This window comes from Streptomyces sp. RKAG293, assembly GCF_023701745.1.
Classification (GTDB): domain Bacteria; phylum Actinomycetota; class Actinomycetes; order Streptomycetales; family Streptomycetaceae; genus Actinacidiphila.
The window spans coordinates 5,206,510-5,230,611 of record NZ_JAJOZB010000001.1 but is presented as its reverse complement, the minus strand read 5'-3'; the positions used below and the strand labels follow the sequence as shown (position 1 = coordinate 5,230,611).

At 71.0% G+C, this 24,102-nt stretch carries 23 protein-coding genes; 10 read left to right on the top strand and 13 right to left on the bottom strand.

Annotation, left to right across the window (positions count from 1 at the left end):
* The first annotated feature begins 106 nt into the window (after positions 1 to 106).
* Positions 107 to 310, top strand: coding sequence for a cold-shock protein (locus LNW72_RS23370; RefSeq protein ID WP_250977180.1), 204 nt, complete (start codon positions 107 to 109; stop codon positions 308 to 310).
* Positions 311 to 382: 72 nt separating this feature from the next.
* Here LNW72_RS23370 and LNW72_RS23365 read toward each other — a convergent pair whose 3' ends face one another.
* On the bottom strand, positions 383 to 2,377 hold the full coding sequence (locus tag LNW72_RS23365) for a long-chain fatty acid--CoA ligase (protein WP_250977179.1): 1,995 nt from the start codon (positions 2,375 to 2,377) through the stop codon (positions 383 to 385).
* A gap of 116 nt (positions 2,378 to 2,493) precedes the next feature.
* Here LNW72_RS23365 and LNW72_RS23360 point away from each other — a divergent pair, with 116 nt between their 5' ends.
* Positions 2,494 to 3,519, top strand: a complete 1,026-nt coding sequence (locus tag LNW72_RS23360) for an AraC family transcriptional regulator (protein WP_250977178.1) — start codon at positions 2,494 to 2,496, stop codon at positions 3,517 to 3,519.
* Between the two features lie 166 nt (positions 3,520 to 3,685).
* Positions 3,686 to 4,906: a lipase family protein gene (locus tag LNW72_RS23355; RefSeq protein WP_250977177.1), complete on the top strand. Its 1,221-nt coding sequence runs from the start codon at positions 3,686 to 3,688 to the stop codon at positions 4,904 to 4,906.
* A 111-nt stretch (positions 4,907 to 5,017) separates the two neighbouring features.
* Here the strand turns inward: LNW72_RS23355 and LNW72_RS23350 are convergent, their stop codons facing one another.
* Together LNW72_RS23350 and LNW72_RS23345 are read right to left on the bottom strand one after the other, a co-directional pair.
* Positions 5,018 to 6,919, bottom strand: coding sequence for a long-chain fatty acid--CoA ligase (locus tag LNW72_RS23350; RefSeq protein ID WP_374117314.1), 1,902 nt, complete (start codon positions 6,917 to 6,919; stop codon positions 5,018 to 5,020).
* A gap of 178 nt (positions 6,920 to 7,097) precedes the next feature.
* Positions 7,098 to 8,408 carry an acetyl-CoA C-acetyltransferase gene (locus LNW72_RS23345; RefSeq protein WP_250977176.1) on the bottom strand — a complete coding sequence of 437 codons (1,311 nt, stop codon included), beginning with the start codon at positions 8,406 to 8,408 and terminating at the stop codon, positions 7,098 to 7,100.
* An 83-nt stretch (positions 8,409 to 8,491) separates the two neighbouring features.
* Between LNW72_RS23345 and LNW72_RS23340 the strand changes: the two genes are divergently transcribed.
* Entirely contained in the window at positions 8,492 to 9,805 is a 1,314-nt protein-coding gene (locus LNW72_RS23340) for a 3-oxoacyl-ACP reductase (protein WP_250977175.1), read from the top strand.
* A gap of 60 nt (positions 9,806 to 9,865) precedes the next feature.
* Positions 9,866 to 10,813: a MaoC family dehydratase gene (locus tag LNW72_RS23335; RefSeq protein ID WP_250977174.1), complete on the top strand. Its 948-nt coding sequence runs from the start codon at positions 9,866 to 9,868 to the stop codon at positions 10,811 to 10,813.
* Here the strand turns inward: LNW72_RS23335 and LNW72_RS23330 are convergent.
* On the bottom strand, positions 10,776 to 11,369 hold the full coding sequence (locus LNW72_RS23330; RefSeq protein ID WP_250980274.1) for a TetR/AcrR family transcriptional regulator: 594 nt from the start codon (positions 11,367 to 11,369) through the stop codon (positions 10,776 to 10,778). The two genes, LNW72_RS23335 and LNW72_RS23330, sit on opposite strands and share 38 nt — an antisense overlap.
* Positions 11,370 to 11,589: 220 nt before the next feature.
* On the opposite strand from LNW72_RS23330, the gene LNW72_RS23325 reads away from it, so the two are divergent.
* From LNW72_RS23325 to LNW72_RS23315, 3 genes are all read left to right on the top strand, one after another.
* The gene (locus tag LNW72_RS23325; protein WP_250977173.1) at positions 11,590 to 12,135 is read left to right on the top strand and encodes a DUF1707 and FHA domain-containing protein; all 546 of its coding nucleotides are present in this window, start codon (positions 11,590 to 11,592) and stop codon (positions 12,133 to 12,135) included.
* Positions 12,136 to 12,183: 48 nt separating this feature from the next.
* Positions 12,184 to 12,666: a hypothetical protein gene (locus LNW72_RS23320; RefSeq protein WP_250977172.1), complete on the top strand. Its 483-nt coding sequence runs from the start codon at positions 12,184 to 12,186 to the stop codon at positions 12,664 to 12,666.
* Positions 12,667 to 13,033: 367 nt separating this feature from the next.
* Positions 13,034 to 13,771, top strand: coding sequence for a DNA-binding protein (locus tag LNW72_RS23315; RefSeq protein WP_250977171.1), 738 nt, complete (start codon positions 13,034 to 13,036; stop codon positions 13,769 to 13,771).
* A gap of 169 nt (positions 13,772 to 13,940) precedes the next feature.
* Here the strand turns inward: LNW72_RS23315 and LNW72_RS23310 are convergent, their stop codons facing one another.
* The 7 genes from LNW72_RS23310 to LNW72_RS23280 form a co-directional block, all read right to left on the bottom strand.
* The gene (locus LNW72_RS23310; RefSeq protein ID WP_250977170.1) at positions 13,941 to 14,474 is read right to left on the bottom strand and encodes an NUDIX hydrolase; all 534 of its coding nucleotides are present in this window, start codon (positions 14,472 to 14,474) and stop codon (positions 13,941 to 13,943) included.
* Between the two features lie 138 nt (positions 14,475 to 14,612).
* Complete coding sequence (locus LNW72_RS23305) at positions 14,613 to 15,938, bottom strand: dicarboxylate/amino acid:cation symporter (protein ID WP_250977169.1); 1,326 nt, start codon at positions 15,936 to 15,938, stop codon at positions 14,613 to 14,615.
* A gap of 201 nt (positions 15,939 to 16,139) precedes the next feature.
* On the bottom strand, positions 16,140 to 16,427 hold the full coding sequence (locus LNW72_RS23300) for a DUF4229 domain-containing protein (protein WP_138355162.1): 288 nt from the start codon (positions 16,425 to 16,427) through the stop codon (positions 16,140 to 16,142).
* A gap of 29 nt (positions 16,428 to 16,456) precedes the next feature.
* Positions 16,457 to 16,975: a GNAT family N-acetyltransferase gene (locus LNW72_RS23295; protein ID WP_250977168.1), complete on the bottom strand. Its 519-nt coding sequence runs from the start codon at positions 16,973 to 16,975 to the stop codon at positions 16,457 to 16,459.
* Positions 16,976 to 17,093: 118 nt separating this feature from the next.
* Complete coding sequence (gene mqnE, locus LNW72_RS23290) at positions 17,094 to 18,257, bottom strand: aminofutalosine synthase MqnE (RefSeq protein WP_138355160.1); 1,164 nt, start codon at positions 18,255 to 18,257, stop codon at positions 17,094 to 17,096.
* Positions 18,258 to 18,332: 75 nt separating this feature from the next.
* A complete protein-coding gene (locus LNW72_RS23285) occupies positions 18,333 to 18,788 on the bottom strand; it encodes an Lrp/AsnC family transcriptional regulator (RefSeq protein WP_250977167.1) in 456 nt (151 codons plus the stop codon).
* A gap of 93 nt (positions 18,789 to 18,881) precedes the next feature.
* Positions 18,882 to 19,556, bottom strand: a complete 675-nt coding sequence (locus LNW72_RS23280) for a UbiX family flavin prenyltransferase (RefSeq protein WP_250977166.1) — start codon at positions 19,554 to 19,556, stop codon at positions 18,882 to 18,884.
* Between the two features lie 223 nt (positions 19,557 to 19,779).
* Between LNW72_RS23280 and LNW72_RS23275 the strand changes: the two genes are divergently transcribed.
* Both LNW72_RS23275 and LNW72_RS23270 read left to right on the top strand, forming a co-directional pair.
* The gene (locus tag LNW72_RS23275) at positions 19,780 to 20,316 is read left to right on the top strand and encodes a rhomboid family intramembrane serine protease (RefSeq protein ID WP_250980273.1); all 537 of its coding nucleotides are present in this window, start codon (positions 19,780 to 19,782) and stop codon (positions 20,314 to 20,316) included.
* 166 nt (positions 20,317 to 20,482) lie between these two features.
* Entirely contained in the window at positions 20,483 to 21,613 is a 1,131-nt protein-coding gene (locus LNW72_RS23270) for a hypothetical protein (protein WP_250977165.1), read from the top strand.
* 94 nt (positions 21,614 to 21,707) lie between these two features.
* On the opposite strand, the gene mqnP is transcribed toward LNW72_RS23270, so the two are convergent.
* The gene (mqnP, locus tag LNW72_RS23265; RefSeq protein ID WP_250977164.1) at positions 21,708 to 22,631 is read right to left on the bottom strand and encodes a menaquinone biosynthesis prenyltransferase MqnP; all 924 of its coding nucleotides are present in this window, start codon (positions 22,629 to 22,631) and stop codon (positions 21,708 to 21,710) included.
* Positions 22,628 to 24,088: a menaquinone biosynthesis decarboxylase gene (locus LNW72_RS23260; protein ID WP_138355154.1), complete on the bottom strand. Its 1,461-nt coding sequence runs from the start codon at positions 24,086 to 24,088 to the stop codon at positions 22,628 to 22,630. The genes mqnP and LNW72_RS23260 overlap by 4 nt, the downstream gene beginning before the upstream one ends.
* Between the last annotated feature and the right edge of the window lie 14 nt (positions 24,089 to 24,102).

The following is a 24,102-nucleotide window of genomic DNA, read 5'->3' as shown; positions in this document are numbered from 1 at the left end:
AGTACAGAGCCTGCGGAGCATGTGACCCCGTAGGCTTTTGTAGTTTTCAGACTTCGCAGTTGCAGGTTCTGGAGCAGGGCAACCCTTTGGGCCCAAGGAGGGCTTTATGGCTACCGGAACCGTGAAGTGGTTCAACGCTGAAAAGGGCTTCGGCTTTATCGCCCAGGACGGCGGGGGCCCCGACGTCTTCGTTCACTACTCCGCGATCAACGCCGCTGGGTTCCGCTCCCTCGAGGAGAACCAGCAGGTCAACTTCGACGTCACCCAGGGCCCGAAGGGCCCCCAGGCGGAGAACGTAACCCCGGCCTGATCGACGGGATCGCCTCACAGCATTGCCAAGGAGCCCCGCACCGGTTGTGCGGGGCTCCTGCCTTTCCCGCCGCTACCGCGGGCCCGGCACGGGTTCCGGAGTTTCCCGGCCTTCTCCGCTTTCATCGCGTTCGACGCGTTCCGTACTTTCCCCGTGTTCCGGGTGTTCCGGGTGTTCCACGTGTTCCGGGCGTTCGGCCAGCTCCGCGTAGAGCGCGTCGATCCGGTCCCGGTACCGCTCCGCGACGACCGAGCGGCGGAGCTTCAGCGTCGGTGTGAGCTCTCCCGCCTCCACCGACAGGTCCTCGTCGAGGATCACGAACGCCCGGATCCGGGCCGGCCGGGCGACCTGCTCGTTGGCCGCGTCCACGATCTCCTGCACCAGGGCGTGCACCGCCGGGTGCCGGGTCGGGCGGGCGCCCAGGATCTTCTGGGTGCGCGAGGCCCAGCCGATGATCTCGTCCGGGTCCAGGGTGAGCACCGCGACCGGGTACGGGCGGCGGTCGCCGATCATCACCGCCCGCGAGACGTAGCGGGACTGCTGGATGGCGAACTCGATCTGGGTCGGGGTGAGGTTCTTGCCGGCCGAGGTGATGACGATGTCCTTCTTGCGGCCGGTGATCTTCAGATAGCCGTCGGCGTCGAACGCGCCGAGGTCCCCGGTGTGCAGCCAGCCGTCGGAGTCCAGTGCCTCGGACGTCGCGTCCGGGTCGCCGTGGTAGCCGGGGAAGACGTTGGCGCCCCGGGCGAGCACCTCCCCGTCGTCCGCGATCCGCACCTCGCAGCCGTCGATGGGCCGGCCGACGGTGCCGTGCCGGAAGTCGGTGGCGTGGTTGACGGCGATGATGCCGCCGGACTCCGTCATGCCGTACCCCTCCAGGACGGCCAGCCCGCAGGCCCGCAGGAAGTCCATGGTCTGCGGGGCGATGGGCGCGGCTCCGGTGGTCGCCCAGCGCAGCCGGCCGCCGAAGACGGCGCGGACCAGGCTGAAGAGCTCGGCGTCCGCCGCGTCGTAGGCCTCGCGCAGCTCCGCCGGCAGCTCCTCGCCCCGGTCCCGCAGCTCGGCCGCCCGCACACCGAGCGCGACGGCCGCCTCGAACCGTTCCCTGCCGCCCTCCTGCGACTCCGCGAGCGACAGCACCTGGGAGTGCACCTTCTCGAACAGCCGCGGTACGGACGGCAGATGGGTGGGCCTGACCTCGGCGAGCTCGGCGACGATGCTCTCGATCCGCCCGCCGAAGAAGCACAGCGCCCCGCCGACCAGCAGCGTCGTGAACTGGATCAGCTGGGCCAGCATGTGGGCGAGGGGCAGATACAGATACGTGGTGTCGCCGGGGAGGCCGCCCTCGATGTGCGGCACGGTGGCGTCCTGCACGGCGCCGAAGTTGCCGTGGGTGAGCCGGCACCCCTTGGGCATCCCGGTGGTGCCGGAGGTGTAGACGATGGACGCCAGGTCCTCGGGCTTGCGCGCCCCGGCACGGGCCAGCAGCTCGGCGAGCAGGTCGTCGTCCAGCGGGGCGGCCGTCCCGGCCGAGCCCTCCGCCGCCGAGCCTTCCGGCGCCGTGCCTCCAGCCGCCATGTCCGCCGACGGGTGGCCTTCCGCCGCGGTGCCCGCCGCCAGCCCGTCGAGGGCGCTGAGCACCAGGACCCGCCGGAGCTGCGGCAGCCGGTCCCGCAGCCGCTCCACCTTGGCGGCCTGCCGGTCGTCCTCGCAGAGGATCACGGAGGTACCGGAGTCGCTCAGCACCCAGGCGACCTCCTCGTCCCCGGCCGTCGGATAGACCGGCACGATGACGGCGCCCGCCGCCAGCGCGGCGAGGTGCGCGTACGTCCACTCCGGCCGGGTCTCGGACAGGATCGCCAGCCGGTCACCGGGCTCGACGCCGAGCGCGACGAGCCCGCAGCCGGCCCGCCGTACGGTGTCGCGCAGTTCCGTGTAGGTGATGTCGCGCCAGCCGCCGCCGGCGCGGAAGCGCAGTGCGGGACTGTCGCCGTGCCGTTCCGCCACCCATTCCGCTGTCAACGCCAGCGTCCCTGGCCGATCGGTCTGCGGTGCCATGGTGCCCATCGCGCGCCTCCCTTGGTCGTGTAGCCATGACGCTATGAAGCACGAGGCCCCACGAAGATGACACGAACCGTCACACGGGTTGACCCTGCCGCTCAGCGGGAGCACCGTTGAGTGTCATGGGCACGCATACGATCACGGTGCACCGGGTCAGAGCGGCGTTACGCGGTGCCCAGCGGCTCGGCATCGACACCGCCCCGCTGCTCCAACGAGCCCAGATCGCCCCCCTGTTGCTCGGCGACGACCGGGCCCGGGTGACCGACGCCCAGTTCACCTGCCTCGTCAAGGAACTGCACCGGGCCACGAACGACGAGTTCCTCGGCCTCGGTCCCGCGCCCAGCCCGCGCGGCACCTTCGCCATGATGTGCTGCACGGCGCTGGGCGGCCGTGACCTGGGCGCCGCGCTGGACCGGGCGGTGCGGTTCTACGGGCTGTTCCCGAGCGGCCCCGCCCTCGCCGTCCGCGCGTCGGGCGCCGTCGCGCGCTTCACCGTGCGCGGCGAGCTCACCGACGATCCGGACCACTTCCTCTCCGAGTGCCTGGTCGTCATCTGGCACCGGCTCTCCAGCTGGCTCGTCGGCAGCCGCATCCCGCTGCTGTCCGCCGAGTTCGCCTATCCGGCGCCGCCGCACCGGGCCGAGTACGACCTGCTCTTCGGCTGCCCGGTCCGCTTCGGCGCGGAGCACACCGGCGCCTCCTTCGACGCGCACTGGCTCGACGCCCCGCTCATCCAGGACGAGTCGGCGCTCGGTGAACTGCTGCGCCGGGCCCCCGCCGACCTGCTCAGCCGGCGCGACTACGGAACCACCGTCACCGAACAGATCCGCCGCACCATGGCCCGCGCCCTGATCACCCGCACCCGGCTGCCGGAGGCCCCGGAGATCGCGGCGCGGCTCGCGGTCAGCCCCGCGACGCTGCGGCGCCGGCTGACGGCGGAGGGCACGTCCTTCCAGCGGCTCAAGGACTCGGTCCGCAGGGACGCGGCCATCGCCGGGCTCAGTGAGGGGCACGAGCCGATCGCCCAACTCGCGGCGCGGCTCGGATTCTCCGAGGACACCGCCTTCCACCGGGCGTTCCGCCGCTGGACCGGGACCACCCCCGGCGCATACCGCCATGCGGCCCTCGGGCTGCATCCCTCGGAGTGAAGGCCTCGCACCGGATCCCCGGCATCGAGCCTCCGGAGTGAACCCCTTGGAGTGAATGCGGTTCCGGGTCAGCAAAGGTGAGCGGCGTGGTCAACGCCGGGGCTACCCGCAAGTCACTACGGTCCCTGTACCCCACACCTTCCACCGTATTGATGGGAGAGCCGCAGTGCAGAGCACCGTACGACGCATCCGGCACACCGTCCTGGCGGCCCTGGCCGCCCTGGCACTGACGACCGCACTGACCGCCGCCGCGGCCCCGGCCGAGGCCTCGGCTCCGGCCGAGGCCTCGGCTCCGGCCGCCGCCGCGTCCGCCACGTCCGCCACGTCCGCCGGGCAGCCCGGCGACATCGTCAGCGCCCAGCCGAGCCGCTTCATGCCCAACCCCCTCGTACTCACCAGCACCAGGGCCTGGAAGATCCGCTACCGGTCCACCACCGCCACCGGCGCACCGAACGTCGTCTCCGGAACCGTCCTGGTCCCCAACGACGGCAGGACCGGACAGCGCCCCCTCGTCACGTACGCCGTCGGCACCGTCGGTCTCGCCGACAGCTGCGCGCCCTCCCGCGGCTTCCCCACCGGGACCACCGCCGAGGGCAGCCTCATCTGGCAGGCGCTGCTGCGCGGCTGGGCCGTCGCCGTCACGGACTACGAGGGGCTCGGCACCCCCGGCACCCACACGTACACCGTCGGCCGGGCCGAGGGGCAGGCCGTGCTCGACGCGGCCCGCGCCGCCGAACGGCTGCCCGGCACCGGCCTGAACGCCGACACGCCCGTCGGCATCATGGGCTACTCGCAGGGCGGCCAGGCCTCCAGCTGGGCCGCCGAGATCCATGACTCCTACGCACCCGACCTGAACGTCAGGGGCACCGCCACCGGCGGCGTCCCCGCCGACCTCCTCAAGGTCGCCGACTTCAACAACGGAGGCGTCGGCGCGGGCCTGATCCTCGCCGCGGCCGTCGGCCACGACGCCGCGTACCCGGCGCTCGACCTCGCCAAGTACCTGAACGACAAGGGCCGTTCGGTGGTGAACATCGTCAAGACGCAGTGCGTCGCCATAGACGCCATCGCCGGTCTCTTCCAGCGCATCGACCAGGTCACCGTCAGCAACCCGCTCTACCAGGCCGACTGGCAGAGCGCGCTGCGCGCCGACACCCTGGGCACCCACGCGCCCGACGCCCCGGTCTACCTCTACCACGGCGTCATCGACGAGCTGATCCCCTACACCGTGGGGCAGCAGCTGCGCACCGACTGGTGCGCGAAGGGCGTCGACGTCCAGTGGCAGTCCATGCCGCTCGGCCACATCACCGGAGCCATCGCCGGATCCCCCTTCGCCATGGCCTGGCTCGCCGACCGCTTCGCCGGCCACCCGACAGCAGGCAACTGCTGACCGGGGTCGTTCAGCACATGGCGCCGGCCGGACTGGGGAACCGGTCCGGCCGGCGTCGGCGTATCACCGCGGCTACCACCACAAACGTCACCGCGACCGTCACCGCGGCCGTCACCGCTTGCGGTAGAGGTCCTCGATCTCCTTCGTGAAGTCCCTCACAACCGCCGCCCGCCTGAGCTTCATCGACGGCGTCAGATGCCCCGAATCCTCCGTGAACTCCACCGGCAGCACCCGGAAGCGCCGTATCGACTCGGCCCGTGACACCGAGTCGTTCGCGTCGTCGACGGCGTGCTGGATCTCCGCGAGGAGCTCCGGGTCCTCGGCGAGCTGCGCCGGGCGGACGCCGTCGCGGTGGTGCATCCGGCGCCAGTGGCTGAGGCCGTCGGGTTCGAGGGTGATGAGCGCCGCCACGTAGGGGCGGTTGTCGCCGACGACCATGCACTGGCCCACGAGGGGATGCGCCCGGAGCCGGTCCTCCAGCGGAGCCGGGGCGACGTTCTTGCCGCCCGCGGTGATGATGATCTCCTTCTTGCGGCCGGTGATCGTCAGATAGCCCTCGGCGTCGAGTTCCCCGATGTCACCGGTGGCGAACCAGCCTCCGTTCACCGGGTGATACGCCCCGACCCGGCCGTTCCAGTAGCCGCCGAACACCATGCCGCCGCTGAGCAGCACCTCGCCGTCGTCGGCGATCCGGACGGCGGCACCCGGCAGCGGCCAGCCGACGGTACCGAGCCGGGGCCGCAGCGGCGGGGTGACGGTGGCGGCGGCCGTGGTCTCCGTCAGCCCGTAGCCCTCGAAGACCACGACGCCCGCGCCCGCGTAGAACGCGGCGAGGCGGCGGCCGAGCGGTGAGCCGCCGCAGATCGCGTAGCGGACCTTGCCGCCGAGGGCGGCGCGGATGCGCCGGTAGACGAGCGGGTCGTAGAGCGCGTGGGCGGCCCGCAGTCCGAGCGAGGGCCCGCGCCCGGTTCCGGACTGCTGTGCCTCCAGGGCCTCGCCGTACCGCCGCGCGATCGTGGCGGCCCGGTCGAAGGAGGCGGCCCTGCCCATGGACTCGGCGGTGGCGCGGCCGGTGTTGTAGACCTTCTCGAGCACGTACGGGATCGCGAGCAGGAACGTCGGCCGGAAGCCCGCGAGGTCGGCCAGCAGGTCATCGGTGGCGATGCTGGGCGCGTGGCCGAGCTTGACCCGGGCCCGCAGACAGCCGACGGCGACCATCCGGCCGAAGACGTGCGACAGGGGCAGGAAGAGCAGCGTCGAGGCGGGCTCCTCGCTCACCGACTTGAAGACGGGGTGCAGCAGTTCGATGGAGTTGTCGACCTCGGCGAAGAAGTTGCCGTGCGTGAGGATGCAGCCCTTGGGGCGTCCGGTGGTGCCCGACGTGTAGATGAGCGTGGCGACGCTGTCGGGTCCGAGGCCGCCGCGCCGCCCCTCGATGAGGATGTCCGGCAGCTCCCGCCCCTCGGAGATCAGCTGGGAGATGCCGCCCGCGTCCAGCTGCCACAGATGCCGCAGCCCGGTCAGTTCGCGGCGCCGCCCGCTGACGAGCCGGGTCTGTTCGACGCTCTCCACCGCGCAGGCCACCGCCCCGGAGTCCGCGAGGATCCACGCGGCCTGCGAGGCGGAGGACGTCGGGTAGATGGGCACGGTGATCAGGCCCGCGGCCCAGGCCGCGAAGTCCAGCAGCGTCCACTCGTAGGTCGTCCGCGACATGATCGCGAGCCGGTCACCCGGGCGCAGCCCGGAGGCGATCAGCCCCTTCGCCACCGCGACCACCTCGTCGCGGAACGCCGCGGCCGTGATGTCGCGCCAGGCCCCGCGCTCGTCCTTGCGGCTGAGGACGGCCTCCCGCGGAGCCTCCGCCGCGTTGCGGAACGGGATGTCCGCGAGGCTTCCGGCGCTCTCGGGCGGTACGAGAGCCGGCACGGAGGCCTGCCGGACCGAACCGCCCGATACGACGAGATCCGGTTCCACGGCGACGAGTTGGGACGGCATCGGGCTCTTACGGGACATCAGGGGCTCTCCTGGTTCGCGGAATCGTACGGCGGCTCGCGCTACGCGGATCGGCGGCGTTCAGGGCGGCATCGGGCGGGGACGAGAGCGGACGGGGGTTCGGTGCGGGCGGGGTTCGGTGCGGGCGGGGCCGGGGTGGGCGGGGCCGGGGTGGCTCGGACGGATCAGGTGGTGCCGGTCACGGGCGTTCGAGCACGGCCGTGACCCCCTGGCCGCCCGCCGCGCAGATGGAGACCAGCCCGCGCCCCGGGCCGCCGCGCTCGGCGAGCAGCGTGGCGAGGGTCGCGACGATGCGGGCGCCGGTCGCCGCGAAGGGGTGCCCGGTGGCGAGCGACGAGCCGGCCACGTTCAACCGCTCCCGGTCCACCGTGCCCAACGGGCCTTCCAGGCCCAGCCGTCCGGTGCAGAAGTCCTTGTCCTCCCAGGCGGCGAGGGTGGCCAGCACCTGCGAGGCGAACGCCTCGTGGATCTCGTAGAGGTCGAAGTCGCCGAGGGCGAGGCCGGCCCGTTCCAGCATGCGCGGCACGGCGTACGCGGGCGCCATGAGCAGCCCTTCCTCCTCGCCCATGGGGTTGCCGACGAAGTCGACGGCGGCCGTCTCGTACGCCGTGAGGAAGGCGAGCAGCTCCAGCCCGTGACCGTCAGCCCATTCCTCGCTCGCCAGCAGGACGACGGCCGCGCCGTCCGTGAGTGGTGTCGAGTTGCCGGCCGTCATGGTGGCGCCGCCCTCCCCGACGCCGAAGACCGGCCGCAGCCGTGCGAGCCGCTCGGCCGTGGAGTCCGGGCGCAGGTTCTGGTCGCGGTCCAGGCCCCGGAAGGGCGTCACCAGGGCGTCGAACAGGCCGCGTTCGTACGCCGCGGCGAGCCGCTGGTGGCTGGCGGCGGCCAGGACGTCCTGCGCCTCGCGCGCGATGCCCCACCGCTTGGCGGTGTGCGCGGCGTGCTCGCCCATCGACAGTCCGGTGCGCGGCTCGGCGTTGCGCGGGATCTCCGGTACGAGATGACGTGGGCGGATGCGCGCCAGCGCCCTGGCGCGCGCACCCGTGGACTTCGCGCGGCGCGCCTCCAGCAGGATCCGCCGCAACTGGTCGTTGACGCCGAGCGGCGCGTCGCTCGCGGTGTCGGCGCCGCCCGCGATGCCGCAGTCGAGCTGGCCGAGCGCGATCTTGTTCGCGACGGCGATGATCGCCTGCAACCCGGTGCCGCACGCCTGTTGGATGTCGTAGGCGGGGGTGGCGGGGTCGAGCGTGCTGCCGAGCAGGGTCTCGCGGGCGAGGTTGAAGTCACGGCTGTGCTTGAGGACGGCCCCGGCGACGAACTCCCCCACGCGCTCACCGGCCAGCCCGGTTCTCTCCACCAGTCCGGCCAGCGCCGCGCCCAGCATGTCCTGGTTGGACGCGGTGGCGTACGGGCCGTCGGAGCGGGCGAACGGTATGCGGTTGCCCGCCACCACCGCGACCCGGCGCGGACTGTCCCTGCGATCACTCATCGGCTGGCTCTCCCCTTTGCTGGGCGCTGACTCACCAGTAGCCTTACCGGCGGTAAACTTACTCCAGAGTAAGGAGAAGGCCAATGGCCGATCGCTATCTCCGTTTCACGGGTACGGCCCCCGGCCGCTTCCTCTCCGGCCGCCTCGGCCTCCCCCAGCCCACCGCGCTGCGCCGCTGGTCCCCGGAACACCCCGACCTGGTCGGACCGGTCCTGCGCCTGACGGCCGGCGCCCCGCGACCGGACGACGCGACCGGTACGGAGCCGGTGCCCGGCGCACCCGACGCGCCTGCGGCCGCCGCCCCTGCCGCTGTCGTTCTGGACGCCACAGACGTCTGCGAACCGGCCGCGCTGCACGACGCGTACGCGGCACTGCACCCCGTCGTCCGCACGCTCGCGCCCTGCGGTCGGGTGGTCGTTCTCGGCGCCGTCCCGGACCCGGCCGACCCTCACCAGGCCGCCGCCCAGCAGGCACTCGAAGGCTTCGTCCGCTCCCTCGGGAAGGAGATCGGCCGCGGCCGTACCGTCCAGCTGCTGCGCCTGGCGCCCGGCGCGGCCGCCGAGTCGACGCTGTGCTTCCTCCTCTCCCCCAAGTCCGCGTACGTGAGCGGCCAGGTCATCGAGATCGGCCCGGCCGCCCCGGTCGTTCCGGCCGTTTCCACTGCTGCCTCCGGCACGCGGATCGCCCTGGTCACCGGCGCCGCGCGCGGCATCGGCGAGTCCGTCGCCGCCACGCTCGCCCGCGACGGCCACCATGTCGTCTGCCTCGACGTCCCGCAGGCCGAAGAGGCCCTGGCCGACGTCGCACGGCGGCTGGGCGGCACCGCCCTCGCCCTGGACATCACCGCGCCGGACGCCGGGGAACGCATCGCCGCCGCACTCCCCGACGGCCTGGACGTGCTGGTCCACAACGCCGGGATCACCCGCGACCGGAAGCTCGCCAACATGGCCGCCGACCGCTGGGACTCCGTCCTCGACGTCAACCTCGGCAGCGTCGTCCGCACCACCGACCACCTGCTGAAGTCCGGCACGTTGAACGACGGCGGCCGGATCGTCGCCACCGCCTCGATCAGCGGCGTCGCGGGCAACGCCGGCCAGACCAACTACGCCGCCTCGAAGGCCGGCGTCATCGGCTTCGTCCGCGCGCTCGCGACGGATCCGCGCACGACCGGGCACGGCATCACCGTGAACGCCGTCGCGCCCGGCTTCATCGAGACGAAGATGACCGCCGCGGTCCCGCTGTTCATCCGCGAGGCCGGCCGCCGGATGAACTCCCTCGGCCAGGGCGGGCTTCCGGTCGACGTCGCCGAGACCATCGCCTGGTTCGCGGACCCCGGATCGGGCGGCGTCACGGGGCAGGTCGTGCGCGTCTGCGGCCAGAGCCTGCTGGGCGCGTGACCCGCACGTTCTCCCTCTCCAGCCACCCCGAGCCACCCCGCATCGAAGGGACGACCCGACGTGCCCACCCGCACCCTCGCCGCACCACCGCGGCTGCCCCTGGTCCTGGCCCGGGGCGCGCTCGGCTCGCGCCGCAAGCGCGGGCGGCCGCGCGACAGCGCGGCGCCCACCGACCGGCTGGTCCTGCCCGCCGTACGCATCGACCCGGGCCGGCTCGCCGCGTACGCACGGGTCTGCGGCTTCACCCAGGACGGGCGTGACGCGGCGCCTGACGCGGTACCGCCGACCGGCGCCGTACCGCTGACCTACCCGCACATCCTCGGATTCCCGCTGGCCGCGCAGCTGATGGCCGACCGTGCGTTCCCGTTGCCGCTGCTCGGCCTGGTGCACACGTCGATCGAGATCACCCAGGTGCGCGCCCTGCGCGCGACCGACCGTCCCGAGCTGACCGTCCACACCTCGGCCCTCCGCCCGCACCACCGCGGCACCGAGGCCGTCCTCGTGACCGAGGCCCGCCTCGACGGCGAACTCGTGTGGTCCGACCGCAGTACGTACCTCGCCCGGCACGGCGGCGCCACCGGCCCGCGCCCCGACGAGGCGCCGGAGCGCGCGGGGTCCGCGCTGCCCGCCGTCGCCACCTGGCGGCTCACCGCGGACCTGGGCCGCCGCCATGCGCGGGTGTCCGGCGACTACAACCCGATCCACCTCTACCCCTGGACCGCCAAGCCCCTCGGCTTCCCCCGCGCCATCGCCCACGGCATGTGGACCGTGGCCCGCTGCGCCGCCGAGACGGTCCCCCTGAACGCCGGCCGGATCACCCTGCGGGCCGTGTTCCGAGCACCGGTGCTGCTCCCCGGCACGGTGACCTACGCGGCCGGGACCGCGGCCGAGAGCACTCCTGGGACCGCTCCCGGGACCGCTCCCGGGACGGGATCCCGCTTCGAGCTGCGCGGCGACGGCCGCGTCCACCTCACGGGCGAGGTGGTTCCCAGCGCCGGCCGTTCATGAGGTTGTCCAGGCCGGCCCAGGCGAAGTTCATCAGCGTCGCCGCGGTGTCCTTCCCCGACTGGCCGGGCTGCTCGCAGCCCCAGCCCGCCAGCGACTCCGCCGCGCCCACCAGGGCGTGCGCCAGCGCCGTGACCTCCCGCTCGGCGAGCTCGCCGTCGCAGTCTGCCTCCCGGGCCGCGGCCGCGATCAGCTCCCTGACGAACTCGGCGATCTCGGCGCGCATCTTCGCGACCTCGTCCGCGAACGGCTCCCCCTGGGTCCGCGCCTGCTGATACAGCACGGTCCACCCGTCGGGGCGTTCCGTCGTATGCGTGAAGAACGCCCGCAGCCCGCACCACAGTTGCCGGTCCGGCGCCGCCCCCGGCTCCACTCCGGCCATCACCGCCTCGGTGAGCGCCGCCGCCTCCCGCCGGATGCACGCGGTGAACAGCTCTTCCTTCGAGTTCAGATACAGATAGACGAGGGGTTTCGACACCCCCGCCAGCTCGGCGATCTCATCCATCGAGGCCGCCCGGTACCCCCGCCGCGCGAACGTCGCGACCGCCGCGTCGAGCATCTGCTGCTCCCGCACCTGCCGCGGCACCCGCTTGGTCTTCCCGCCCACCCCGTGCCACCTCTCCCGTAGCGCTGCCCGCTACCCGCTACCCGAAAGTAAGCCTACGGGTCGGGTCCCCGCCCGGCCCGCCGCCCGCGACAGGGTCCCCGGCGGCTTCCGGACAACCGGCCACCCCCCGTGAATCTGGACAGAGTCCTACTGACGGGCCGACAATCCCACCATGACGTCCCCCGAGTTCCGCGCCCAGGGCGTACGGCCGTCGGAGAACGAGCGGGACCACGCACTCGACGTGCTGCGCGCCGGGACCGGCGACGGCCGGATCTCCCACGACACCTTCATGCACCGCATGCACATCGTGCTCACCGCCCGCAGCCGCGACGAGGTCGACGGCGCCCTCGCCGACCTCCCCTCCCGCGGCCGCGCCCCGCAGCTCCTGCTGCGCACCGTCGCCCGCCTCTCGGCGCTCTCCGTAGGCCTGCGCGGCAGTTGGCGCACCGAACAGCTCCCCGGCCTGCGACTGCCCGAGCCCGGCCCCCTCCCCCTGCGCATCGGCCGCGCCCCCGTGTGCGACCTCCGCCTCGGCCACGACTCCGTCTCCCGCACCCACGCCGAGCTCCGCTACCAGGACAACGCCTGGCTCCTCTCCGACCTCGGCTCCCTCAACGGCACCCACGTCAACGGCCTGCGCATCACCGGCACCGTCCGCGTCCACCCCGGCGACCACGTCGCCTTCGGCAGCCTCAACTTCCGCCTCGCCACCGGCTGACCCGGCCCGCGCTGCCGCCCGGTTGCGGCTCTTCGTATCGTGGTCGCCATGGGATGGGTGACTCTGGTCGGCACATTGAGCGGTGCGGTACTCGGCGTGGGCTCGTCCATGCTGATCGAGGGCCTCCGGGCCCGGCGGGATCGCGGCAACCGTCTCGAAGAGGTCCGCCGCGAGGCCTACGTGAAGTTCCTGACCGCCCTCACCGAGACCGAGACCGCCCTGCAGACCCTCGCCCTGAGCCGTCCGACACCCGTCGACCCAGGCGACGTGATCACCGCCTACCGCTCCCAGCGCATACTGCCGACCTTCTACGAACTCCTCATGGTCGCCCCACCCGTGGTCTCCGAAGCCGCGGAAAACGCGTACCAGGGAATGCGGAGCATCCGCGACGGCATCACCACTCTCGCCCTGGTGGACCAGGGCTCCGACCCATGGCAAGAGGTCCATCTCCCCTACCGCCACGCGGTCCGCCGGCTGCGCCAGGTCATGCGCGACTCCATCCAGGGCGGCGCACCGAGCAACGCACGTTGATGGGTCGCCGCGCCTGAGCCCGTTCCTAGGAGAGCAAATCGGGCGGGCCTTCAGACACGGCAACCGTCACACGGCACGCGTAGCCGGGAGCGCTGCCGACCGCGGCCGGGACGGGGTGCCAAAGACGGCCTGCAGCGAGGGAGGGAGGGGCCGGTTGCGCTCGGTCGATCCTCCGGCGGCTCCGTGTGGTGGGACGCCGTACCCCAGCCGTCACGCATGACGGGCGCGCGAGGCGACCGCGCCACCGGGAAGGGGCGGGGCGGGGAGCAGCTGCTGCCGCGATACGGCTGAGGCCGGTGCTGTCGCTCCGCTTCGTGCTGGTTTCGTCGGGGCATACGAGCATGCCGCGCTCGATCTCCTGGTCGACGTGTACAGCTGCGCGTACACCGTGGCGCATCGCCTGGGTTACCCCGACCTTGCCGAATTGATCGTCGCGCGGCAGCAGTGGGCCGCCACCCGGACATGGTCACCCATCGCGCAGGCAGCGAGCGCATGGACGGAGGCAGGCACGTTCCAAACGGCGGGTGACTACGACGGGGGCATGGGCGTTATCGAACGCGCCATCGTGCTCTTGTCCGCCGCACCCAGTAACAACCAACAAGCGATTGTCGCGGCCGGCAGCCTGCATCTCCGCGCGATCACTCTCGCCTCACGGGCCCGAAACACCGCCGCAACCGCTGAGCACATCCGGCACGCCTCCACGCTGGCAGACCAGCTCGGAGACGCAGACATGCTCTGCCACAATCTGACGTTCGGCAGAGGCAATACCCGGCTCCACCAAATGGCCTCATGGATTGAACTCGACAAGCCCCACGAGGCTGTAGGCATGGCCGAGGACCTGACGCGCTCCGGGGCAGAGCTTCCAGGGCTGACGCCCACCAGGATCGGCCACCTCCACATTGACGCCGCTCGCGCGCATCTGGCGGCAGGTAACCGGGACGGGGCCTTGGAGTCGCTGTTGGAGGCACGCAGGGTGGCGCCGCAGATGGCACGCATCCACCCAATGGCACGCGAGGTACTGCGAGTGTTGGTATCTCTGCACAGACGCGCCAAACCAGAACTGACGACGTTGGCGCGATGGGCCGGGCTTCACCAAGATCCGTAAGCCATCAGCAGCAGAGAACAGCAACACGCCGGAGGCCCCTCTGCTGGGCCCACGATGAGCACGGCGGGGAGGCGCTGTGCGCAGCCGTGTTGGGGCAGCCCCATTACGTCGTCGGTCCGATCAAGGACGCAGTTTTCGACCTGCGGTCACGCGAGATGTTGCGCTGAGCTCAGCGGATCGCTTCATCCATCAGCACGTACAGCAGACCCACGAGCGAACCGCTACTGACGATCTCCCGGCGGTCGATCATGCCGCGCACCCGGTCCAGGGGGATCCACTCGATGCGGTCGGACTCGTTCTTCTCCGTCGGTGGGCCGATCTGCGTGGCCCCATCGGCCCGGAACACGTAGTGCTGCGAGTCCGTGATCCCGTTGGCCGGTTCGGCGTATATGAGCGGCTTCATCGGCGCGGGGCGCCAGCCCGTCTCCTCTTCCACTTCGCGCGCAGCCGCCACGTCGGGGGTCTCGCCCTCTTCGATGAGCCCCATCGGCAGTTCCCAAGCCCATGAGTCCGTGATGAAGCGATGGCGCCACATCATCAGGATCTCGCGCTGGTCGTTCACCACAGCGGCCACGGCCAAGTGGCGCATCCGCACCACGTGATGCTCCCAGCGCCGGCCGTCCGGTTGCTCGACATCGACGAGGAACAGGTTCACCCATTGGTTGGCGTAGATCTGACGCTCGCCGTGAGTCTTCCACCGCATGCAGGCCGCCCCTCTCGCAGGTGCTTCCAGCATCCCAGAGAGCAACGCGGCGTCAGCTTTGAGGACTCCAACCAGCGTGCCAGTGCCCCCGGGCCCCTCGGCGGATGCCGGGGATCGGGGGCACTGCCGCATATACGACTACGCGGCGACCGGGACGCGCTCGTCGCGGTTCGCGTTCGCGTCGTCTTCCATCAGGCTGTCGAGGTCCGCGCCGTGGGCTGTGGCGTATTTGTCGCGGTCGAGGATGTTCTCGCGGGCGGCGACGATGATCGGGATGACGGACTGGCCGGCGACGTTCGTGGCGGTTCGCATCATGTCGAGGATGGGGTCGATGGCGAGGAGGAGGCCGACGCCTTCGAGGGGGAGGCCGAGGGTGGAGAGGGTCAGGGTGAGCATGACGGTGGCGCCGGTGAGGCCTGCGGTGGCGGCGGAGCCGATGACGGAGACGAAGGCGATCAGGAGGTAGTCGCCGATGCCCAGGTGGACGTCGAAGACCTCGGCGATGAAGATCGCGGCGAGGGCCGGGTAGATCGCGGCGCAGCCGTCCATCTTGGTGGTGGCGCCGAACGGGACGGCGAAGGACGCGTACTCGCGCGGGACGCCGAGGCGTTCGGTGACGCGCTGGGTGACCGGCATGGTGCCGACCGAGGAGCGCGAGACGAAGGCGAGCTGGATGGCGGGCCAGGCGCCGCGGAAGAACTGCAGCGGGCTGACCTTGGCGACGGTGGCGAGCAGCAGCGGGTAGACGCCGAACAGGACGAGGGCGCAGCCGACGTAGACGTCGGCGGTGAAGGTCGCGTACTGCTTGATCAGGTTCCAGCCGTAGGTGTTGATGGCGTTGCCGATCAGGCCCAGCGTGCCCAGCGGGGCGAGCTTGATGACCCACCACAGGGCCTTCTGCAGCAGTTCGAGAACGGCGGAGCTGAGGGTGAGGATCGGCTCGGCCTTCTCGCCGAGCTGGAGCAGCGCGATCCCGACGACGGCCGCCATGAAGACGATCTGCAGCACGTTCAGCTCGGTGAACGGCGAGATGACGTCGGTCGGGATGATGCCGGTGAGGAAGTCCAGCCAGGAGCCGGTGTGCTTGGGCTTGGCGCCGTCGGCCGGGGTGAGGCCGCTGCCGGAGCCGGGGTTGGTGAGCAGGCCGATCGCGAGGCCGATGGAGACCGCGATCAGCGACGTGATCATGAACCAGAGCAGCGTGCGGGTGGCCAGCCGGGCGGCGTTGGAGACGTTCCGCAGGTTGGTGATGGAGACCACGATGGCGAAGAAGACCAGCGGGGCGACGGCCAGCTTGAGCAGCTGGACGAAGATCGAGCCGATCTCGTCGAGGGCCTTGCCGAGCCAGGCGATGTCGCCACTGCGGGCGATCCAGCCGAGACACACACCGAGGACGAGGCCGCCGAGGATCTGCGCCCAGAACGGGATCTTGGGTATGCGTACGCGACTGGATGTAGGAGACATGTTCCGGACGCTAACACTGGAGCTTTGAGAAACTCAAAGTCATTCTTTGGGTTCTCATGACGTGGACGCCCGGAATCGGCCAGGGCCGGCACGCGGACAGCACAAAGCCCCGCCGGGAACGGGGTGTTCCGGCGGGGCATGGCGAAGCGTGTGACGAGGGTTACCCACCGACCCCCGGGCGGTCCTGCGGCCGGACTGGCGCTACGCGGTGCGCGCGGCGTCGTCCGCCGCGTCCTCCGCGCTCTGGCTCTTGGCGAAGTTCGCCCGGCTGCGCTCGACGCGCGCGGAGACCTGGGCGGACGCGGCATCGCGGGCACCGCGCAGCAGCACGAAGCTCAGCGGCGCGGAGATGACGAGCGCGAGCAGCGCAACCCACAGGAGGTTGGAGCCACCGAGCCCGGCCGGCAGGATCCGCAGGGAGACCAGACCCCAGATGACCGCGAAGCAGCCGACGAAGAGGCCAAAACGCATGGCGGTGTAACGGAACATGCTTCCAGTGAAGCACGGCCCGCCGACGATCAGTGCAGGGGGAGCCACATAGTGATGTCGTCGCGGAAGTCGTCCGCGGCGACGCGGATCGCGTCCGGTACGCGGCCGACTTCCTTGAAGCCGCAGGCGGCGTAGAAGGCGTCCACGCCGGTGCCGCCGCGCACCCCGAGCCGGAGCGCGCCGAAGCCCAGGTCGCGGGCGAAGCCGACGGCCTCGGCCAGCATCTGCCGGCCGCGCCCGCCGCCCTGGAGGACCGGGTCGACCATGACGGTGACCAGCGTGCACCAGTGCCGCATCAGCCGGTGGGTGTTGAGCTTCAGGAAGACCGTGCCGACCGCCCGCCCGTCCTCGTACGCGACGAGCAGCCGCTGGGTCCCCGCGCCGACCGCCTCGAACTGCCCGTTTGCGACCGGGCGTACGTCCTCGGCCGTGACCGGCGGGACGAAGCCGACCGCGCCGCCGGCGTTGGAGGCGTCGGTCCAGATTCGGAGGATCTCTTCGCGGAGGCCGGTGGACAGCTCGGGGTCGCGCGCAAAGGTAAGGGTCATAGGCCGATGGTAGCCATTACTTCTGGCGTTCGGCAACGGGCTTCCGCATCCCGGACAACGCGAAGGCCCCGGCAGCACGCACACGCGTGCTGCCGGGGCCTTCGGCGAACCAATGACGTCAGAGGCGCATCGGCTGCGGGGACTCGCGCCGCTCGGCGTTCGGCCCCGGGTACTCGCGGATGATCTCGTAGCGCGTGTTGCGCTCCACCGGGCGGAACCCGGCGTCACGGATCAGTTCGAGGATGTCGTCCCGGTTCAGCTTGTTCGGCGTGCCGAAGTCGTCCGCGTCATGGGTGATCTTGTACTCGACGACCGAGCCGTCCATGTCGTCCGCGCCGTGCTGCAGCGCCAGCTGGGCGGTCTGCACCCCGTGCATCACCCAGAAGACCTTGACATGCGGCACGTTGTCGAAGAGCAGCCGGGAGACGGCGAACGTCTTGAGCGCGTCCGCGCCGCTGGCCATCGTGGTGCGGGCCTGCAGCGTGTTGCGGATCTTGCCGTCCTTCATGTCCACGAAGTCGTGCTGGTACCGCAGCGGGATGAAGACCTGGAAGCCGCCGGTCTCGTCCTGCAGCTCGCGCAGCCGCAGCACGTGGTCCACCCGGTGCTTCGGCTCCTCGATGTGCCCGTAGAGCATCGTCGAGGGGGTCTTGAGACCCTTGGAGTGCGCGAGGCGGTGGATCCGGGACCAGTCCTCCCAGTGGGTGCGGTGGTCCACGATGTGCTGCCGGACCTCCCAGTCGAAGATCTCGGCGCCGCCGCCGGTCAGCGACTCCAGGCCCGCGTCGATCAGCTCGTCCAGGATGTCGGAGGCCGACAGACCGGAGATCGTCTCGAAGTGGTGGATCTCGGTCGCCGTGAACGCCTTCAGCGAGACGGACGGCAGCGCCTCCTTGAGGGCCTTCAGCGAGCGCGGGTAGTAGCGCCACGGCAGCGTCGGGTGCAGGCCGTTGACGATGTGCAGCTCGGTGAGGTTCTCGCCCTCCATCGTCTTCGCGAGACGGACGGCCTCCTCGATGCGCATCGTGTACGCGTCCTTCTCGCCCGGCTTGCGCTGGAACGAGCAGTAGGCGCACGACGCGGTGCACACGTTCGTCATGTTGAGGTGCCGGTTGACGTTGAAGTGAACGACATCGCCGTTCTTCTTCGTCCGTACGTGGTGTGCGAGACCACCCAGCCAGGCGAGGTCGTCGGACTCGTAGAGGGCGATTCCGTCCTCACGGGTCAGCCGCTCACCCGCGTAGACCTTCTCCTCCAGCTCACGCTTGAGTCCAGCGTCCATGCCTGCCGCCTCCTAGTTGCCGTTCCGACCCGATCAAAACTACTCCCCCGGATCCCGCCCGCGAGCAGGCCCCACTCACGCCTCTTCGGGGAGCGAGCCGACCCGGTTCTCCCACTTCGTGGAGAGCACGATCGTGGTCCGGGTACGGGCCACGCCCTTCGTTCCTGACAGCCGGCGGATCGTCCGCTCCAGGCCGTCCACGTCGCCCACCCTGACCTTGAGCATGTACGAGTCGTCGCCGGCGATGAACCAGCAGTCCTCGATCTCGTCCAGGTCGCGCAGCCGGTGCGCCACGTCCTCATGGTCCGCCGCGTCGCTGAGCTGCAGCCCGACCAGGGCGGTCACGCCGAGGCCGAGCGCCACGGGCGCGACGGTGGCCCGGTAGCCGGTGATCACCCCGGCCTGCTCCAGCCGGTTGATCCGGTCGGTGACGCTGGGCCCGGAGAGCCCCACCAGCCGTCCCAGCTCCGCGTACGAGGCCCGCCCGTTCTCGCGCAGCGCCTGGATGAGCTGCCTGTCCACCGCGTCCATATGCCTGGACCCTCCCGTTCATGCATCGATTGCGCCGTGCGAACAAGAATCTAAGGCATCCGCGACCCTGCGGCCTGCGCATCAGCGCGCCGGTCAGGCGGAAGCGGCCGATCCGAGCTCGCCTTCCCACCTGCGGTACAGCTGGTGGGGCACCGCCGCCGCGTCCAGCACCCGCCCGGCGACGAAGTCCACCAGGTCCTGGATGTGCCGGGCGCCCGCGTAGAAGGCGGGTGACGCGGGCAGCACGACCGCGCCCGCCTCGTCGAGCGTCACCAGGTGCTTGAGGGTCTGGCCGTTCAGCGGTGTCTCGCGGACCGCGACCACCAGGGTCCTGCGCTCCTTGAGGGTGACGCTCGCCGCCCGCTGCAGCAGGTCCTTCGACAGTCCGAGCGCGACGCCCGCCACACAGGCGGTACTGGCCGGCACGATGAGCATCCCCTTGACCGGGTACGAACCGGAGGACGGTCCGGCCGCGAGATCGCCCGCGGCCCAGAACCGCACGTCCGCCAGGTCGGCGTCCGGCACATCGAACTGGCCGTCCTTGCCGTCGGCGCCGCGCGCCAGCCAGGTCCGCAGGTCCTCGCGCCAGTGCGCGTCCCGGAACGCGTGGCCCGTCTCGTCGAGCAGCGTCAGCCGGGCGGCCCGGCTGACCACCAGGTCCACCGCCTCGCCGGCGCTCAGCAGCCCCCGGAGCACGGCGGCGGCATACGGCGTCCCGGATGCTCCGGAGACCCCGACGATCCAGGGTTTGCGCAGGCTCGTGTCCACCCCGCGAGCCTATCCGGCCGCCCGGAACGGCCGGCGGCGGGAGAGGGCTCTCGCCGGGAACCACTCCGGATGTCGGTGGCGTTGTCTACGGTAGGGACACATGGATCTGAGGGGGGCCTCGGTGAGTCACAGCTACGAACCGACCGCGGACCGTTCCGCGCAGGCGAGTATCGGTCTCGCTCCGCTGCGCAGCGGGGCGAGAGTCACGGCTGCCGCCGCGCTCATGCTGGCGTGGGTGGGGCTGCTGTGGCTGCTCGAAGCCGTGGACGTGGCGACCAACCACTCGCTCGACACCTTCGGCATCGTGCCGCGCGAGACCGGTGAGCTGCGCGACATCATCCCGGCCGCGTTCATGCACTTCGGCTTCGCCCATGTCGCGGCCAACAGCCTGCCGCTGCTCGTGCTGGGGTTCATCGCCGCGCTGCGCGGCATCCGCCGCTTCCTCAGTGTGTCCTTCGTCATCATCCTGTCCAGCGGCCTCGGCGTCTGGCTCGTCGCGCCCGCCCACACCAACACGGCGGGCGCCTCCGGCGTCGTCTTCGGCCTCTTCGGCTATCTGCTGGTGCGCGGGTTCGTGGACCGGCGGCTGCTGGACATAGCCGTCGGGCTCGGCGTCGCGGTGCTGTACGGGTCGATCCTGTGGGGCGTACTGCCCACCGCTCAGGGCGTGTCGTGGCAGGGCCACCTCTTCGGGCTCCTCGGCGGCGTCGCCTCCGCCTTCTTCTTCCGCGCGCGCACGCCCGACGGATTGATGCGATGACGGATCCGATGCGATGGAACGGACCGATGCGATGACCGAACGATGCGCCCTGCCGGATCCGTCCGACGACGGGTCGATCCGCCGGAAAACCCGTTCGGGCCGAGCGGCATCCACAGCTAATCTTCAGACCTCACCCGGCGTCGAAGGCCACCGGCCGAAGGCCCGCTTGTTCTACGGGAGTCACCACATCAGCACCGCACACAAGGGTCTGGCCGCCATCGGCTGCGTCGCCCTCATAGCCGGCGCCTCCGCGGCCTGCGGCACCGTCCAGCAGGCCGGCGCGGCGGCGAAGGTCCAGAACGCCGTGGAGAAGCTCGGCGAGCAGAAGGCGGTCACCGCGACCGTCTCCTTCGACGCCACCGCGGACCAGATCTGGACCGCGATGAAGGGCTCGGACGGCTTCACCCAGGACACCGCGAAGATGCTCGCGGGTCTGCACGCCAAGCTCGGGCTGAGCTCGGACAAGCCGCTCAAGGACGCCGCGGCCGCCAAGGACGCGAAGGACGCCGCGAGCGGCACGTCCTCCTTCTCCTTCCAGCTGTCCTCGGACGCCGAGGGGAAGCAGAACCTGATCGAGGTCAGGTCCGTCGGCAAGAAGATGTACCTGCGGGCCGACGTCAAGGCGCTGACCGCGCTCGGCGGCGCCGCCAAGGGCGGTGGCCACCCGCCGCTCGACCAGCTCATCCCCAAGGCGGACGAGCTGCCGTCGTCGCTCGGTGTCGTCAAGGACGCGCTGGCTGGCAAGTGGATCTCGATCGACCCGACGGCGTTCGCCGATCTCGGCAAGACCCTCGGCGGTGACAAGGGCCTCGGCAAGTCGCCGCTGCCGGTGCCCATGCCGGGTGCGTCGTCCCTCGACGCCAAGACCCAGCAGCAGCTGATCGACGCGGTGAAGAGCGCGGTCGCGCACAACGCGAAGTTCACCGACAAGGGCAGCAGCAACGGCGTGGACCACGTCACGATGACGGTCCCGGCGGGTCAGACGGCCAAGGAGCTCGCCAAGGGCTTCGCCCCGCTGGAGAAGCAGATCCCGGGCTTCAAGGCGCCGGACGTCAGCAAGGTCCCGGCGAAGGATCTCGCCGTCGACCTGTCGATCAAGGACGGCATGCTGTCCGGGATCGGCCTGGACGTCTCCCAGCTCGACGAGAAGGCCCACGGCAAACTCCCGCTCGTCATCGGCCTCCAGGGCGGCAGCGACCCGGTGACGGCCCCGGCCGGCGCGCGGGTGCTCACCCCGCAGGACCTCATGGGCCTGTTCATGTTCGGCGCCATGAACATGAAGGACCCCAGCGCGTAACGCACGCGGCAGCAGTCGTAGTCGTCGTAGCGAACGGCCCGGCCCCGGTATCCCTCTCGGATACCGGGGCCGGGCCGTGCTGTCGGCCGCGCTCTCAGATACCGAGCCCGCGGACCGCGAGGTCCAGCAGCGCGCACACGAACAGCGCGATGCCGATGAACCCGTTCACCTGGAAGAACGCCCGGTTCAGCCGGCTCAGATCGTTCGGCCGCACGATCGAGTGCTCGTACAGGAACGCACCCGCGACGATCGTCAGACCCACCCACCAGAACGCGCCCGCGCCGGTGGCGACCCCGTACCAGGCCAGCAGGACCGTCGTGACGACATGGCAGCCGCGCGCCCCGTACAGGGCGGCGGCGACGCCGAAGCGGGCCGGGACGGACTTCACGCCGTCCGCCCGGTCGGCGGCGACGTCCTGCGACCCGAAGATCAGGTCGAAGCCGCCGATCCACACCCCGACGGCCAGCCCGAGGATCACCGCGTGCCACGACCACTCGCCGGTGACCGCGAGCCACGCGCCGACCGGGCCCATCGCCTGCGCGAGGCCGAGGATCGCGTGCGGGAAGTTCGTGAACCGCTTGCCGTACGGGTAGACCACCATCGGGATGACGGCGATCGGCGCCAGCGCCAGGCACAGCGGATTGAGCAGCGCCGCGGCGCCCAGGAAGATGACCACGGCCACCAGCGCACCGGTCCACGCGGAGCGCACCGACACCGCCCCGGTGACCAGTTCGCGCTGGGCGGTCCGCGGATTGCGGGCGTCGATCTCCCGGTCGATGATCCGGTTGCACGCCATCGCGAAGGTGCGCAGCCCCACCATCGCCACGGTGATGAGGACGAGCCGCCACCAGTGGACGGAGCCGTCCAGGGCGAACATCGCGCTGAGCGCGGCGATGTAGGCGAAGGGCAGCGCGAAGATCGAGTGCTCGATCATGACGAGCCGCAGGAACGCCCTGATCCTGCCGGGCGGCGCGGGCTCCGGCGCGAAGAGGTCCGGGGTTGCGGAATCCGTGGTCACGAGAGGCCGTACTCCTTCCAGCGCCGGTCGACCTTCGCGGCCGTCTCCGGATCGGAGACCACCATCTCGGGCCAGCCGCCGTCGCGCGTGTACCCCTCCTCGGGGAGCTTACGAGTCGCGTCGATACCCGCCTTGCCACCCCAGAACTGCTGGTAGGAGGCGTGATCGAGGTGGTCGACCGGCCCTTCGACGACCGTCAGGTCGCGGCCGTAGTCGGTGTTGCCGAGCGCCCGCCAGGCGACCTCGTGCAGATCGTGCACATCGCAGTCGGCGTCCACGATGATGATCAGCTTCGTCAGCGACATCATGTGCGCGCCCCAGATCGCGTGCATCGTCTTCTGGGCGTGCTTCGGGTACTTCTTGTCGATCGAGACGATCGCGCAGTTGTGGAAGCCGCCCGCCTCCGGCAGGTGGTAGTCCACGATGTCCGGCACGATGATCTTCAGCAGCGGCAGGAAGAACCGCTCGGTGGCCCGGCCCAGCGGACCGTCCTCCGTCGGCGGCCGGCCCACCACGATCGACTGCAGCAGCGGCCGCTTCCGCATCGTCACACAGTCGATGGTCAGCGCCGGGAACGGCTCCTGCGGGGTGTAGAAGCCGGTGTGGTCGCCGAACGGCCCCTCGGGAAGCGTCTTCCCGGGCTCCAGCCAGCCCTCCAGCACGACCTCGGCATTGGCCGGGACCTGGAGCGGGACGGTCTTGCAGTCCACCATCTCCACCCGCTTGCCCTGCACGAAGCCCGCGAACAGGTACTCGTCGATGTCGCCGGGCAGCGGCGCGGTCGACGCGTACGTCACCGCGGGCGGGCAGCCGAAGGCGATGGCGACCGGCAGCCGCTCACCGCGCCGCTCGGCCACCTTGTAGTGGTTGCGGCTGTCCTTGTGGATCTGCCAGTGCATCCCGATGGTGTTCCGGTCGTGCCGCTGCAGCCGGTACAGCCCCAGGTTGCGCACCCCGGACTCCGGGTCCTTGGTGTGCGTCAGCCCGAGGTTGAAGAACGAGCCGCCGTCCTCCGGCCAGGTGAACAGCGCGGGCAGCGCGTCCAGGTCCACGTCGTCGCCCCGCAGCACGACCTCCTGCACGGGCGCGTCGCCGGACTTCACCTTCTTCGGCGGCACGTGCGTCATCCCGGCGAGCTTGCCGAACGCCTCCCGCACGCCGGTGAAGCCGTGCGGCAGCTCCGGCTTCAGCAGCCCGGCGATCTTGTCGCTGATGTCGCTGTACGCCTGCAGCCCGAGGGACTTCAGCATCCGCCGGTCGGTCCCGAACACGTTCATCGCGAGCGGCATCGACGACCCGCGCACGTTCTCGAAGAGCAGCGCCGGGCCACCCGCCTTGTTCACGCGGTCGGTGATCTCGCCGACCTCCAGATACGGGTCGACCTCGGCCTTGATCCGCTTGAGGTCGCCGTCCTTCTCCAGGGCCCTCAGGAAGGATCGAAGATCGTCGTAAGCCATAGGGTCCAGTATCC